Here is a 14,329-nt window from a genome sequence, read left to right on the forward strand (position 1 = left end):
GTACCGTGGAGAGCGAGCGCCCGCCGTTGCCCTCCGCGCCTGTCGTGCCGGTGTGCGCGCTCTCGGTACGGGCACTCATGCCGGAACGACGGTGGCCGTGCCGACGCGATCCAGATCCAGGTTGTCGGTGGTGACGACGAGCGTGCCCTTCCCGTCACGGGCCACCTGGAGCACGGCGGGAAAGCCGATGACGGCGAAGGCCAGGGACATCGGGCCGCCCTGCTCCTCCACGACCACTTGGGCCACGGGAGCGAGTTCGGCGGCGTACGCGGCAGCCTCGTCGGGCTCTCCGACGACGACCGCCACGACCCGGCCGCGCCCGCCCGGCGCGGTCCGCGCGTACTCCAGGAACGCCGGTGTCTTCTCCCGGCAGGCCGGGCAGTCGGGAGAGAAGAAGGCCACCGCCGTGCCGTCAGCCAGCTGTTCGCGGCTCAGCCGCTCGCCCTCAGTCGTGGCCGTCTCGAAGGCGAGGACTTCGTCGCCCTTGGTCAGGGAGGCCGTGGGGCCCCGGCCCATACGGGCGAGTTCGTCGGACTGCTCCCGCAGTCGTTTGATCACGCCCACGGTCAGGATCAGGTCCAACGTACAGAGCAGCCCGACCAGTACAACCAGTCCGATCAGGATCGGCATCTTCTCTCCTCAACTATGACGTGTCAGTGGCTTACGGGACGGAACAGTCCGACGATGTCGTCCCACACGATCGCCAAGGCGCCGGCCAGCGTGCCCGCGCACACCGCCAGCAGTGCCTCGGCGGGCTGAACGCGGGCGATGGCCGGGGCCAGGGCGGCTCCGGTGACCGCGATCAGGGCGAGTGCGGCGTTCCGTGCGGCGTGCCGCGCGCCGAGTGGCGATGCCGACGCACCGAAGCAGCGGCATCGCACCCCGGTCCGCCGTGCGGCGGTGATCGCGATACCGGCGGTGAACGCCGCCAGCAGACCGGCGGCGAGGATGAATCCGGCCGTCCCGAGACCGGGGGCGAGCGGAGCGATGAGCAGCAGCACTGCCACCGATATCTCCCCGGCCACCAGGAGCAGCGCGCAGCCGCGCGCCCAGCGCTCCGGTATGACACCGAGGTCCTTCAGAGTTCGCACGAACGCCGGGAACGAGCCCGCGCCGCGCAGCTTTCCGACGGCCGCGGCGGCGAACACCACCACAAGGCAGACGGCGCAGGCGGCTGCGACGGTCTCCAAGGCGCGATCCTTCCTCCGGCCGCCCCGGCCGGACCACCCCCGTGCGTGGCCCGGCCTCAGAGCGGGGTTGAAACCGCTCTGATCTAGCGGCAGTTGTCGCAGTACATGAAGACCCAGCCGGTGGAGCAGTTGCTGCTGTACGACCACCAGTGGTTCGCGGTGGCGTTGCAGCCCGAGCCGGTGAAGCACTTGTAACAAGGGGCCGGTGCCGCGTCCGCGTCGACCTTGGGCACGAACCGTTCGAGGAGGCTGCTCCCCATCGCTTCCATCGTCTTGAGCACGATCTGACTCCTTCTCTCGGCCATGGTCCCGCCCGTTCCGCCGACTGCTTCGCCGGTGGGCGGTGGTACGAGAGGCACTCTGCTCAGCCGGCCTTCGGCCAACCTTGTGAAGACCTGGAAAGAGCAGGTCGGCCCGGCGTTTCGAGGTCAAGGGCCGGCAGATCATCCGGGTCCGGACGGTGAAGGTCGGCCGGGAACGGCTCCGGCGGATCCTGCGCGCACAACCGAGACCAGCCGTTACGTCAGTTAACCGTTACGTCGGTTAAGTCGACACACCCCGCGTGCGGGCCAGCTTCACCTGGAGGCGGCGGACGTCCTCCGTTCGGTGCTGGGCGTCGTAGAGGCTGACGGCTTGGCGCCAGTTGTGGCGGGCCTCGTCAGGCTGGGCGAGGGCGAGATGGACGTCGCCGAGGTTGGCGAGGGTGTTGGCCTCCTCGTAGAGGTTGCCAAGGTCGTGGAAGAGGGCACGGGCGCGGTGGTAGTAGGCGAGTGCCTCGTCGTGCCGGGCCGCCGCGTGGGCGATGAAGCCGAGGCTGTCGAGGGTGCAGGCCTCCCCGTCGCGGAAACCGTGCCGCCGGTGGATCTCCAGGGCCTCCTCGCAGTGAGCCATGGCCCCCCGGTAGTCCCCGATGCGGGCCTCGTACCAGCCGACGGCGTTGAGCGCGTTCGCCTGCGCCAGCGGGTCGTGGCCCACGCGATGGAGCCGCAGGCTGTGCCGGACATGGGTCAGGGCCTGCCGGTCGTCTCCCTGCTGGGCCCACGACCAGGCGGTGACGTCGTGGATGCGCGCCTGCTCGGAGAGGTCACCGGCCTCCTCGGCCGCGGCGAGGGCCGAGCCGGCGTGGTGGAGGGCGTCGTCGTGGTTGCCGGACCGGGCGCAGGCATGGGCCAGACGGCGGTGCGCCCAGGCGCGGGCGGTCCCTTCTCCGAGGCGTTCGGCCGCGGCAAGACCCGTGCGCCACAGGGCCACATGGTCGTGGAGCCGCCCTTGCCGCCAGAGGAAGCCGTCCAGCACCCGGGCCAGCTGCCACACCAGGAAGTCCCACCTCTGCCGGCCGGCGAAGCCTTGGGCGGCGAGCAGGCAGGCGTGCTCGGCGCGGAACCACGACATGACGGCCGTCTGGTCCGCCGGCGCCTGGGGGGTCACACCGTCCAGGGGCGGTTCGAGTTCCAGGTGGTGATGCTGGAGCGGGGTAAGAACCTTGGCACCGGCGCAGGCGGTGTGAAGGTAGAAGTCCAGGACGCGCCGCAGCGCCCGCTCGCGGGACTCCTCACTCTGGTCCACGGCGGCCCGCTCGGCGGCGTACAGGCGGATCAGGTCATGCATGCGGTAGCGGTAGGGCGCGGACTGCTGCACCAGGTGGACCGTCTCCAGCTCCCGCAGGGCCGCCCGGGTCTCGGCCGGTGAACGGCCGAGCAGGCTTCCGGCGGCGGCCAGACCGATCTCCGGGCCCGGCGCCGCCCCAAGGAGCCGGAAGACCTCGGCGGCCCCGTCGGTGAGGGCACGGTACGACACGAGGCAGACCGCCCGGACGTTGGCCGACAGATCACCCGCGTCCAGAGCGTCCAGCCGCGCCGACTGGTCCTGAAGTTCCTCGGCGAACACAGCCAGCGGGAACCCGGCCCTGGCAGCCGCGCGGGCTCCCACGACACTGATGGCCAGGGGCAATCCCGCGCAATGCTCCAGCACGGCGGTGACCGCCTCGGGATCGGCGGCCAGCCGGTCCTCGCCCAGATGACGCCCCAGCAAGTCCCGGGACTCGGAGGCGGTGAGCACGTCCAGCGGCAGAAGGTACGCCCCGTGGGTGACAGCGAGCCCGGTCAGCCGGCGGCGGCTGGTGACCAGGACCGCGCATCCTGCGCTGCCCGGCAACACCGCGGCCACCTGCGTGGCGTCCGCGGCGTTGTCCAGGACGATCAGCATGCGTCGCTCCGCGACCAGGCTGCGATAGAGCCCGGACAGTGCCTGCTGGTCCACCGGTATCGAGCCCGAGCCCACGCCGAGTGCGTCAAGGAATACCCGGACCACGGCGGCGGGCGCCAGCGGCTCTCCCGAGGGGTCGAAACCGCGAAGGTCCACATAGAGCTGCCCGTCCGGGAACCGGTCGGTGTTCCGGTGCGCCCAGTGCACGGCGAGCGAGGTCTTCCCGACGCCGCCGCTGCCGCTGACGGCGCACACCGCCACCGCGCCGCCGGGCTGCCCGGCCTGCCCCAGGGCCTTGTCGAGTTCGGCTAGCTCACGCTGCCGCCCGGTGAACCACGGTGGGGCGGCAGGCAGTTGGCGCGGAAGAGCACGGTCCTGCGGCGATGGGATACCGGAGGTGGGCACGGCTCCGGCCGCCGGCGCCGCGACGGCCGTCGTGCCGGGTGCGCCGGGTGCGCCGATCGCCGGGTCGTTGGCGAGGACCCGCTGATGCAGTCGCCCCAGCTCAAGGCCCGGGTCGCTCCCCAGTTCCTCGGCGAGCGCGTGCCGGACCCGCTCGAAACATCGCAGCGCGTCGGCCGTGCGGCCGCTCCGGTAGAGCGCCAGCATGAACTGGGCGGCCAGACGCTCGTCCAGCGGAAGCGCCTCGTGGCACGCGGCCAGTTCGGTCAGCAGCGCGGCATGGTGCCCGCGGCGTAACTGAACGTCGTTACGGTCGAGTCGGCAGGCGTGCCTCTCCCCGAGCAGTGACTCCCTCAGCGAGTTGAACCACGGCGTATCCACTCCGGCGAACGGCTCGCCGCGCCACAGCCCGAGCGCCCGCTCGAACAGGACGGCCGCTCGGCCGTCGTCCGCCGCTCTCGCCTGTCCGACCAGGTCGCTGAAGACGCGCACGTCCACAACGCCGGGGTCGGCGAGCAGCGCGTAGCCCGCGGGCCGACGCACGATGGACGCCCTGTCCGTGGAAGCCTCATCCGCCATCGAGTCAAGCGCCCGCCGCAGCCGGGAAAGATAGCTGTACAGGGTCGGCCTGCCACGCTGCGGCGGACGGACGCCCCACACCCGATCGACCAGCCCTTCCACCGGCACAGTGCGGTTGATGTCCACCAGTAGTGCCGCGAGCACACTGCGCTGCCGCGCCGGCCCCAGGTCCACGGCGACGCCGTCGCTGTACGCCTGGATCTCCCCCAGCACACCGAATCCGATCATCACCGCGCCCCCCGCGCCCGCCGCCCCAAGGCTTGCCACATACCCACCCGCCCGCCAATTCAAGAACCGAACAAGGGTTCTTAAATGCACGTGCCCCGCTTGGGTCGGTCTCAAGGTCATCCAAAACAAGAAACCCCAGGCCAGATTCCTGACCCGGGGCTCTTACCTCGGAGCCCCCTGTCGGATTCGAACCGACGACCTACGCATTACAAGTGCGTTGCTCTGGCCAACTGAGCTAAGGAGGCGTGCCCGAGCAGTGTAACCGGCTTCGATCACCACCCCGCCAGAAATTTCGTTCGCGCAGGACTACTGACAGATCCCTGACGGGCAGGTACCGTCACCTCAAGTTCACCCAGGTGGACTAGACCCATCCCCCGCCTCCCGGCGGAGGACTCACTCCTTTACTCGGATCGTCCGGCACGTTCCTGCCGGTGAGGGGACACATCGCCATGGCAACTGTCTCGTTCGACAAGGCAACCCGCGTCTACCCGGGTTCCACCAAGCCCGCTGTCGACCAGCTGGAGATCGAGATCGAGGATGGCGAGTTCCTCGTCCTCGTCGGTCCGTCCGGCTGTGGCAAGTCGACCTCCCTGCGCATGCTCGCGGGTCTCGAGGACGTCAACGGCGGCGCCATCCGGATCGGTGACCGCGATGTCACGCACCTGCCGCCGAAGGACCGGGACATCGCCATGGTGTTCCAGAACTACGCGCTGTACCCGCACATGTCCGTCGCCGACAACATGGGCTTCGCGCTCAAGATCGCCGGCGTGAACAAGGCGGAGATCCGCAAGAAGGTCGAGGAGGCCGCGAAGATCCTCGACCTCAGCGAGTACCTCGACCGCAAGCCGAAGGCGCTCTCCGGTGGTCAGCGGCAGCGTGTCGCGATGGGGCGCGCCATTGTGCGTGAGCCGCAGGTGTTCCTCATGGACGAGCCGCTGTCGAACCTCGACGCCAAGCTCCGTGTCTCCACCCGTACGCAGATCGCGTCGCTCCAGCGCCGCCTCGGCATCACGACCGTGTACGTGACCCACGACCAGGTCGAGGCCATGACCATGGGCGACCGGGTGGCGGTCCTCAAGGACGGTCTGCTCCAGCAGGTCGACTCGCCGCGCAACATGTACGACCGCCCCAACAACCTCTTCGTCGCCGGCTTCATCGGCTCCCCGGCCATGAACCTGGTCGAGGTGCCGATCACCGACGGTGGTGTCAAGTTCGGCAACAGCGTCGTGCCGGTCTCGCGTGACGCGCTCGCCGCGGCCGCGGACAAGGGTGACAAGACCGTCACGGTCGGTGTCCGTCCCGAGCACTTCGACCTCGCCGAGGAGAGCGGCGCCGGCAGCGCGCTCTCCAAGGACGCTCCGGCCGGTCTGGCCGTGACCGTCAACGTCGTCGAGGAGCTGGGCGCCGACGGTTACGTCTACGGCACCGCCGACCTCGGCAGCGAGAAGAAGGACCTCGTGGTCCGCGTCAACGGCCGCGCCGTCCCCGAGAAGGGCGCCAAGCTGCACGTCGTCCCGCGCGCCGGTGAGACGCACGTCTTCTCGACCTCGACCGGCGAGCGCCTGACCGACTGACGACCGGCCGAGCCGACCGGGACACACAGGGCGGGCGGCTGACGCGCCCGCCGGGCCTCCCGGTCCGAATCCGTCCGCACGGCCCCGCACTCCGGTGCGGGGCCGTCCGCGTGGAGCGACAAATACCCCGGCAGACAGGCCATTTCAGACAGGGGGCGTCAACGCCCGATTCGAAAGGCCCGGTCGAACCATCCCTCACACGAGTGACTAAATGTCGCCAAATCATTACTGCCCGCTACGCTCGCCTGCGTGACCCACACAGCCCGCCGTATCGGCCGAACTCTCGCTCTCGTACTGCCCGTCGTCCTGGTGCTCTCCGGGACCCTCGCGGTCGCCCGTGTCCCGTGGGCGGCCAGCACCTCCGAGTCGCAGGTCCTGACCGCCTCTTCGGACACCGCCTCGGTCCGGGCCAAGTCCCGTACGCCCCAGGACATTCTCCGCGACCAGCTCCTCGTGGAGCTTCAGGAGAAGGATCCCGGCATCGCCCTGACGCACCTTCAGCGGCAGGTCGAGGAGCGCCCCTCGCTCGCCAGGCACTGCATGTCGATCGCGCGGGCCCTCGGCCGCGCCGCCGTCGCCTCCTACGGCCCCACGCGCGCGCAGTCCTTCTCGCGTCCCGTGTGCGACACCTCGTTCGCGTACGGCGTCTCCCAGCAGACCGCGGGGAGCTGACCGCCTGCTCCCTGCCCGGCCCGCCTATCGTTCACGGCATGCATACGTATCCGACGCAGGCCGTGGTCCTCGCGGGCGGCCAGGGGTCGCGGCTGCGCCCGTACACCGATGACCGGCCCAAGCCGATGGTCGAGATCCCCGGAACAGGGACCCCGATCATCGGCCATCAGCTTTCCTGGCTCGCCGCCGAGGGCGTGACCGACGTCGTCATCTCGTGCGGCCATCTCGCCGAAGTCCTCCAGGAATGGCTGGACTCGGCGGATCTTCCGCTGCGTGTCACCACCGTGGTGGAGTCCGAGCCCCTGGGCCGCGGCGGCGGCCTCAAGTACGCCGCCGCGCGCCTGCCCGCCCCCGATCAGCCCTGGTACGCCACCAATGGCGATATCTGGACGCGTTTCTCGCTGCGCGAGATGGCCGCGTTCCACTCCGAGCGTGACGCGACCGCGACGCTCGCCCTCGCCCGGCCGCGGATCCCGTGGGGGGCCGTCGAGACGGACGAGTTCGGCCATGTCCTCGACTTCATCGAGTCGCCCCCGTCGCCGTATCTGATCAACGCGGGGGTGTACGTGTTCTCCGCGGGCTTCGTCGAGTTGCTGCCCGACCGCGGCGACCACGAGCGGACCACCTTCCCCCGGCTGGCGCGGCAGCGCCGGCTGGCGGGCTATCCGCTGCCGAACGGGGCGTACTGGCGGGCCATCGACACCGCGAAGGACCTCACGGAGGCGGCCAAGGAGCTCGCTTCCGGCGGCCCGGGAAGCCTTGGGAGCCCCGGGAGCCCGGTAGCACGCTGACGCCCCCTGAGAGCGCGTCACGAGCACGTCCCGAGCACGTCAGAGGGGCGGCCACCCGACCGGGGTGGCCGCCCCTCACTTCTGGTCTCGGTTCTGGTCTCAGTCGTCTCCGTACGGCGTCAGCCGAGCAGGCCGCCGATCGGGTTGCGGTTGCCGCCGCCCGAGGACGAGCCTCCGGTGCCGGATCCCCCGTCGCCGCCACTGCCGCCGCCGCTGCCGCTTCCTCCGCCGCTCCCGTCGCCCGCACCGCCCGACGAGGACGGTCCCTGGCTGCTGGACGGCGGCGGGGCCTGCTCCGCCGTCCGCGGGGGCTGCTGGACCGTCCCCTGCGTCTGGCTGGGCTGCTGCGTCCGTCCCGTACCCGTCGTGGCGCCGCCGCTCTCGCGGACCTGCCCGTCGCTGCCCGGCGCGGTCTGCGGGGCGGTGGGGCTGCCCGAGCGGGTCGCCGACGGTTCGGACGAGGTGCCGCCCTTGGCGCCCCCGCTGTCGGGCGCGCCGGACGCGCTGCTCGTGCCTCCGCCGCGCTTCTGCGGCAGCGGGACGCCCGGCAGCTGGTTGACCGGGTCCACGTTGGGTCCCGGCACGGTCACCATCTCGGAGGACCGTACGGCTCCGCCCAGGACCGAACCGACCAGCAGCGTGAGGCCGATGACGACGGTCGCCACGACCGCGCCCCGGCGCAGCACCCGGCGTCGCAGATCCCAGATCTCGGAGCGCGGTCCGAGCCTGCGCCACGCCTCGCCCGCGAGCCGGCCGTCCACGGAGTAGACCGGGGCGCCCGCGATGACCAGCGGGGACCAGGCGGCGAGGTAGATGATGTCGGGCGCGTCGTACGCCGGGACGGTCCGCCAGCTGACGGTGAGCAGCAGCGCCGCCGAGAGCAGCGCCCCGACGCAGGCGGCGACCCGCTGCCAGAGGCCGAGGACCGTCAGTACGCCGACGACGATCTGGAGGAAGGCGACGCTGAGGCCCGCGCCGACGGGATGCGAGAGCGCGAAGTCCCGCAGCGGCTCCGCGAGGGCCCAGGGGTGCAGGGAGTTGAGCCACTTCACCATCGAGCCGCGCTCGCCGCCGTCGAAGTAGACGGGGTCGCAGAGCTTGCCCATACCGGCGTAGATCGAGATGAAACCGAGGAAGACGCGGAGCGGGAGCAGCACCACGCCGAGGTTCATCCGGCGGCCGGGGTAGTACGCGTGCCGTACGCCCGCGTCGGCGGCGCGCGCGCCCTCCGCGCCGTGCCGCGGGAAGCGGTCCCGGTCGTCGGCGTCGGGGCCGAGTTCGTACGGCTCCTCGTCGGGCGCGTCGTATCCGGCGCCGTAGCCGGAGTCGTACCGGGAGTCGTAGCGCGAGTCGCGGCGGGAATCGGGGTCGAAGGCCGTGTCGTACGCGCCGACCGCCTGCCGCATGGGCGGCAGCAGCGGTGTGGCGGCGGTACGGGGACCGGGCGGCGCCGGTACGCCGACGCGCGGGGGGCCGACGACGGGTGTCGGTACCGTCGACTCGCCGTCGACGCCGATCCGTGGGATGACCTGTGTGGCGCCGCTGTCGTACCCCCTTCCGGGTACGTCCGGCAGACCGGGCGTGTCGCGGTACCCACCGCGGGCCGGCCTGGCGGAGGAGTTCCGCACCGCCTGGAGGAGTCCGCTGGCTCCGGGGTCCCCCGGCTCGGACTTTCCGCTCCAGACGACGGGCGCCCTGCGGCGCGCTCCTCCTCCACCGCCCCCGCCGCCCCCGCCGCTCATGGCGGGGATACGCGCGGTGTCCGCGGCCGCGGCGCGCGCGGCGCCGGGGCGCTGGGGCGTTGCGAGCTTCACCCGGAAGCTGGCGTGGTTCACGATGACCTGCGCGGGGTCGCAGTCCACTTTGAGCATGCTCAGCGGGGGCTGATCGTCGAACCCGGGCCGGGGCGTTCTGGTGTCCACACTCATCTAACCGAGTGACTTGTGTTTAGGACACTGCCTTGACGCGCGGGAAATGTCCGAGACCCGTCAAGATCATCACGGAGGCCCGGTCACGCGCCCCCGGGCACTCCCGAGGGGCGCCCGGTCACGCGCCCCCGGCACCCCTCAGGACCTGCGGCGCGACGCCTCGTACAGCACCACTCCGGCGGCGACACCGGCGTTCAGCGACTCGGCGCCGCCCGGCATCGGGATCCTGACCCGGAAGTCGCAGGTCTCGCCGACCAGCCGGGAGAGCCCCTTGCCCTCGCTGCCGACGACGATCACGACGGGCCCGCCGAGGGCTTCGAGGTCGCCGACCTCGGCCTCGCCGTCCGCCGCGAGGCCGACGACGGTCAGGCCCGCCTTCTGGTACGCCTCCAGCGTGCGCGTGAGGTTGGTGCAGCGGGCGACCGGCGTACGGGCCGCCGTACCGGCCGACGACTTCCAGGCGCCGGCCGTCATCCCGGCGGCGCGCCGCTCCGGTACGACGACCCCGTGTCCGCCGAAGGCGGAGACGGAGCGGACGACCGCGCCGAGGTTGCGCGGGTCGGTGACCCCGTCGAGCGCGACGATCAGCGGGTCCTCGCCGTCGTCGAAGGCCGCCGCGGCGAGGTCGTCGGGGTGGGCGTACTCGTACGGCGGGACCTGGAGGACGAGGCCCTGGTGGTTCAGGCCGTTCGTCATCCGGTCCAGCTCGGGCTTGGGCGCCTCCATCAGATGGATGCCGCCGCGGTCGGCCGCGAGCTGGAGCGCCTCGCGGACACGCTCGTCGTTGTCGATGAACTGCTGGACGTAGAGCATCGAGGCGGGCACGCCGTCGCGCAGCGCCTCGAAGACGGGGTTGCGGCCGACGACCATCTCGCTGGCGCCCTTGCCGCCGCGACGCGCCACCTGGCGGCGGGCGGACTGCTTGGCCTTGGCGTTGGCGACGCGGTTCTGGACATGGCCCTTGCGTGCGGACGCGGGCGGTGTCGGGCCCTTGCCCTCGAGCCCGCGGCGTCGCTTGCCACCGCTGCCGACCTGCGCGCCCTTCTTGTTGGACGTGCGGCGGTTCCTGCGCTGGCTGTTCCCGGCCATGACCTACCTGTTTCGTTGCCTAAGTGCGTCAGATGTTCTGCGGACGTGGGGATGCGTCAAGTTTTATGTGTCAGCGTACGCAAGTGTGCCGCCCGGACGCCCTCGAAGCCCCCGGGCGGCACAGATGCCCAGGTCAGCGCGGTCCGAGCGTCCAGCGCGGGCCCGAAGGGCCGTCCTCGATGACGAGTCCGGTCTGCTGGAGCTGGTCCCGGATGGCGTCGGCGGTGGCCCAGTCCTTGCGGCCGCGCGCCGCCTCGCGCTGTTCCAGTACGAGCCGTACGAGCGTGTCCACGACGCCGTGCAGATCGTCACCCCGGTCCGTCTCGCCGGCCCAGTGCGGGTCGAGCGGGTCCAGACCGAGGACGCCGAGCATGGCCCGTACCTCGGCGAGCCGGGCGACGGCCGCTTCCTTGTCGTCGGCGGCCAGCGCGGAGTTGCCCTGCCGGACGGTGGTGTGGACGACCGCCAGCGCCTGCGGGACGCCCAGGTCGTCGTCCATGGCCTCGGCGAAGGCGGGCGGCACCTCGTCCGCCGCGTCCACGATCCCCCCGGCCTTCTCCACCACGCGCTGGACGAAGCCCTCGATGCGCGCGAAGGCGGACTCCGCCTCGCGCAGGGCCTCCTCGCTGTACTCGATCATCGAGCGGTAGTGCGGGGTGCCGAGGTAGTAGCGCAGCACGATCGGACGCCAGTGCTTGACCATCTCGGAGACCAGCACCGAGTTGCCGAGCGACTTGGACATCTTCTCGCCGCTCATGGTCACCCAGGCGTTGTGCACCCAGTACTTGGCGAACTCGTCGCCGTACCCCTTGGCCTGCGCGATCTCGTTCTCGTGGTGCGGGAAGATCAGGTCGATGCCGCCGCCGTGGATGTCGAAGACGGTGCCCAGGTACTTGTGGGCCATCGCCGAGCACTCCAGGTGCCAGCCGGGCCGGCCACGTCCCCAGGGGGTCTCCCAGGAGGGCTCGCCGGGCTTGGCGGCCTTCCACATGGCGAAATCCCGCTGGTCGCGCTTGCCGGTCTCGCCCTCGCCCGAGGGCTGGCGCAGATCGTCCAGGTCCTGGTTGGACAGCTCCAGGTAGCCCGGGAAGGAGCGGACGTCGAAGTAGACGTTGCCGTCGGCCTCGTACGCGTGACCGCGCTCGATCAGGCCGCGCATCATCTCGATCATCTCGGTGATGTGGCCGGTGGCGCGCGGCTCGTAGGTGGGGGGCAGGCAGCCGAGGATGTCGTAGCCCGCGTTGAAGGCGCGCTCGTTCTCGTAGCCGATCGCCCACCACGGCCGGCCCTGGTCGGCCGACTTGGTGATGATCTTGTCGTCGATGTCCGTGACGTTGCGGACGAACGTCACGTCGTAGCCGCGGTACTCGAACCAGCGGCGCATGATGTCGAAGTTCAGTCCCGACCTGATGTGCCCGATGTGCGGGGCGGCCTGCACGGTGGCGCCACACAGGTAGATCGAGACACAGCCCGGCGTGAGCGGGGTGAAATCACGGATCTGCCGGGCGCCGGTGTCGTACAGCCGAATAGTCACGCGACAAGGGTAGTGCGCCTGGGGTAGTGCCCCGCGACCCTTTGGGCCACGGGGACACCCAAGCGTGACAATTGTGACCTCGACCGGCTCAGACGCGACGGGCCCGGACGGTCGCGGCCGGCCCGGACGCGGCCGACGGCTCAGACGCGGCCGACGACCTTGCGCGGGGTGATACGGACGACCACGCGCTCGGCGTCCTCGCCCGAGGCCGGGTTGAACTCGGCGTACGGCTTGCCGGTGTACTTGAGCGACAGTTCGTCGATCAGCTCCTGGCCGCCCTCGGTGGTGAGTTCCGCGGTGCCGCGGATCTCCGCGTACGTGTACGGGGCGTCGGTGGGCTGCGCGACGACCGTCACCCGGGGGTCGCGGCGGAGGTTCTTCTCCTTGCGGCGGCCGACCGTCGTCGAGATGAGCACGTCGTTCCCGTCGCGCTTCACCCACACCGGCGACACCTGCGGGCTGCCGTCGGGCTGGATGGTGGCGATGTTGACGAAGATCGGTTCGTCGAGGAGGTGCTTGAGGTCTTCGGAGAGTTCGGCTGACATGACTGCCTTCCTGATGCCTGAATCCTGATGCCCGGTACACGGGGTGAACCGGAGGGGCGGACGCCGGTTCGCGTACCCGTCGATGCTCCCTCAACCCACGCCCGCGGACCGGCATTTCAGGCCGGTCGGTCGGCGGGCATCCGCCGCGAGCCGACGGCCCGTCACCGACCGGACCGTAACGGACCGACGCCTGTCCCGGACCGACGGCCCGTCACCGACCTGCCGGTCGCGGACCGGCCGGTCGCGGGACCGGGGTCCGTCGCGGACCGGTCAGTCGCTCCGTACCACCAGCGCCGTGGCGATCGCGGCCAGCCCCTCGCCCCGGCCCGTGAAGCCGAGTCCGTCGGAGGTGGCGGCGGAGACCGCGACCGGCGCGCCGACCGCCGCGGAGAGGACCTTCTGCGCCTCTTCCCTCCGCTTGCCGATCTTCGGCCGCACGCCCACGACCTGCACGGCGACATTGCCGATCGTGAAGCCCCCGTGCCGGACGATCCTCGCGGCCTCGGTGAGGAGGGTGATCCCGGACGCGCCGGACCACTCGGGGCGGCCGGTGCCGAAGTGGGCCCCCAGGTCGCCGAGGCCGGCGGCGGAGAACAGCGCGTTGCAGGCCGCGTGCGCGACGACGTCCGCGTCGGAGTGGCCCGCGAGCCCGGGGCCCTCGCCCTCCCAGAGCAGACCCGCGCACCACAGTTCGCGGCCCTCCTCGAAGGCGTGGATGTCGGTGCCGATCCCGACCTGCGGCAGTACTACGGCCACCGGCGGCCGGCTGTCAGAAGCCATCGTTGGCCCTCCTGCGGGCGAGTACCGCCTCGGCCAGCACCAGATCCAGCGGCCGGGTCACCTTGAACGCCTCCTCGTGTCCCGGCACGACCACCACGGGCGCGCCGAGCCGCTCGACCATACCGGCGCAGTCCGTCGCGCCCTCACCGACCGCCGTCTCGCTCCGGTGGGCGCGCTGGAGCGTCTCGCGGTCGAAACCCTGCGGGGTCTGTACGGCGCGCAGCAGCGCGCGGTCGGGGGTGGCGACGACCGGCTCGGGCTCGCCCTTCTCCCGGGGCTCGACCTGCTTGACGGTGTCCGCGAGCGGCAGCGCGGGCACGACGGCCGGCGCTCCGTCGCGTACGGCCTCGACCACGGCGTCCACGGTGTCCACGGGCACGAGCGGGCGGGCCGCGTCATGGACCAGGACCGTGGTGATGCCGTCGGGCAGGGCCTCGATACCGAGGCGTACCGACTCCTGACGGGTCTCGCCGCCGGGTACGACGAGATAGTCCGTGCGCGCGGGCAGCGCGTGGTCGTCGAGGAGGTTCTTCACTTCGGGGGCGCCCTCGGGCGGCGCGACCACGACGACGAGCGAGACGGCACGGGACGCGGCCATCGCGCGGACGGCGTGGATCAGCATCGGTGTGCCGCCCAGGGTGCGGAGCGCCTTGGGGGCGCCGGGACCGAGCCGTACGCCCCGGCCTGCGGCGGGGATCACCGCGGCGGTGCGGTGGGGCTTGGCTTCCTCTGACATCGGTTGCACTCCGGCAGGTTTGTTTCCTCGGCCGACATGGGTATGGCCACAGCGTGCCGGGCGCGACGCCTTGACC

At 71.4% G+C, this 14,329-nt stretch carries 13 protein-coding genes and 1 tRNA gene; 3 read left to right on the plus strand and 11 right to left on the minus strand.

From position 1 onward, the window contains the following. Nucleotides 1–75: 75 nt before the first annotated feature. The 5 genes from CU044_RS04545 to CU044_RS04560 all read right to left on the minus strand — a co-directional run bounded on the left by CU044_RS04545 (nt 76) and on the right by CU044_RS04560 (nt 4,849). Nucleotides 76–630: a hypothetical protein gene (locus CU044_RS04545; RefSeq protein WP_129767132.1), complete on the minus strand. Its 555-nt coding sequence runs from the start codon at nt 628–630 to the stop codon at nt 76–78. A 23-nt stretch (nt 631–653) separates the two neighbouring features. Next, entirely contained in the window at nt 654–1,190 is a 537-nt protein-coding gene (locus CU044_RS38340) for a MauE/DoxX family redox-associated membrane protein (RefSeq protein ID WP_165371772.1), read from the minus strand. An 83-nt stretch (nt 1,191–1,273) separates the two neighbouring features. Next, a complete protein-coding gene (locus tag CU044_RS38345) occupies nt 1,274–1,471 on the minus strand; it encodes a hypothetical protein (RefSeq protein WP_165371773.1) in 198 nt (65 codons plus the stop codon). A 262-nt stretch (nt 1,472–1,733) separates the two neighbouring features. Then, entirely contained in the window at nt 1,734–4,643 is a 2,910-nt protein-coding gene (locus tag CU044_RS04555) for a BTAD domain-containing putative transcriptional regulator (RefSeq protein ID WP_240045334.1), read from the minus strand. Between the two features lie 132 nt (nt 4,644–4,775). After that, nucleotides 4,776–4,849, minus strand: a tRNA-Thr gene (locus tag CU044_RS04560). 204 nt (nt 4,850–5,053) lie between these two features. Between CU044_RS04560 and ugpC the strand changes: the two genes are divergently transcribed. The 3 genes from ugpC to CU044_RS04575 all read left to right on the plus strand — a co-directional run bounded on the left by ugpC (nt 5,054) and on the right by CU044_RS04575 (nt 7,641). Then, nucleotides 5,054–6,178, plus strand: a complete 1,125-nt coding sequence (gene ugpC, locus CU044_RS04565) for a sn-glycerol-3-phosphate ABC transporter ATP-binding protein UgpC (RefSeq protein WP_129767134.1) — start codon at nt 5,054–5,056, stop codon at nt 6,176–6,178. 249 nt (nt 6,179–6,427) lie between these two features. Further along, nucleotides 6,428–6,850, plus strand: a complete 423-nt coding sequence (locus CU044_RS04570) for a hypothetical protein (protein ID WP_129767135.1) — start codon at nt 6,428–6,430, stop codon at nt 6,848–6,850. Nucleotides 6,851–6,888: 38 nt separating this feature from the next. Beyond that, complete coding sequence (locus tag CU044_RS04575) at nt 6,889–7,641, plus strand: nucleotidyltransferase family protein (RefSeq protein ID WP_129767136.1); 753 nt, start codon at nt 6,889–6,891, stop codon at nt 7,639–7,641. 119 nt (nt 7,642–7,760) lie between these two features. On the opposite strand, the gene CU044_RS04580 is transcribed toward CU044_RS04575, so the two are convergent. The 6 genes from CU044_RS04580 to ispD all read right to left on the minus strand — a co-directional run bounded on the left by CU044_RS04580 (nt 7,761) and on the right by ispD (nt 14,253). Beyond that, complete coding sequence (locus CU044_RS04580) at nt 7,761–9,569, minus strand: DoxX family protein (RefSeq protein WP_193563874.1); 1,809 nt, start codon at nt 9,567–9,569, stop codon at nt 7,761–7,763. Nucleotides 9,570–9,707: 138 nt separating this feature from the next. Further along, the gene (rlmB, locus tag CU044_RS04585) at nt 9,708–10,658 is read right to left on the minus strand and encodes a 23S rRNA (guanosine(2251)-2'-O)-methyltransferase RlmB (RefSeq protein ID WP_129767137.1); all 951 of its coding nucleotides are present in this window, start codon (nt 10,656–10,658) and stop codon (nt 9,708–9,710) included. Between the two features lie 133 nt (nt 10,659–10,791). Beyond that, complete coding sequence (gene cysS / locus CU044_RS04590; RefSeq protein WP_129767138.1) at nt 10,792–12,192, minus strand: cysteine--tRNA ligase; 1,401 nt, start codon at nt 12,190–12,192, stop codon at nt 10,792–10,794. Nucleotides 12,193–12,332: 140 nt separating this feature from the next. Next, nucleotides 12,333–12,737: a PPOX class F420-dependent oxidoreductase gene (locus CU044_RS04595; protein ID WP_129767139.1), complete on the minus strand. Its 405-nt coding sequence runs from the start codon at nt 12,735–12,737 to the stop codon at nt 12,333–12,335. A 270-nt stretch (nt 12,738–13,007) separates the two neighbouring features. Continuing rightward, the gene (gene ispF / locus CU044_RS04600) at nt 13,008–13,517 is read right to left on the minus strand and encodes a 2-C-methyl-D-erythritol 2,4-cyclodiphosphate synthase (protein WP_129767140.1); all 510 of its coding nucleotides are present in this window, start codon (nt 13,515–13,517) and stop codon (nt 13,008–13,010) included. After that, a complete protein-coding gene (gene ispD, locus CU044_RS04605; RefSeq protein ID WP_129767141.1) occupies nt 13,507–14,253 on the minus strand; it encodes a 2-C-methyl-D-erythritol 4-phosphate cytidylyltransferase in 747 nt (248 codons plus the stop codon). The genes ispF and ispD overlap by 11 nt, the downstream gene beginning before the upstream one ends. Between the last annotated feature and the right edge of the window lie 76 nt (nt 14,254–14,329).

Source organism: Streptomyces sp. L-9-10, from assembly GCF_004151105.1.
GTDB lineage: Bacteria > Actinomycetota > Actinomycetes > Streptomycetales > Streptomycetaceae > Streptomyces.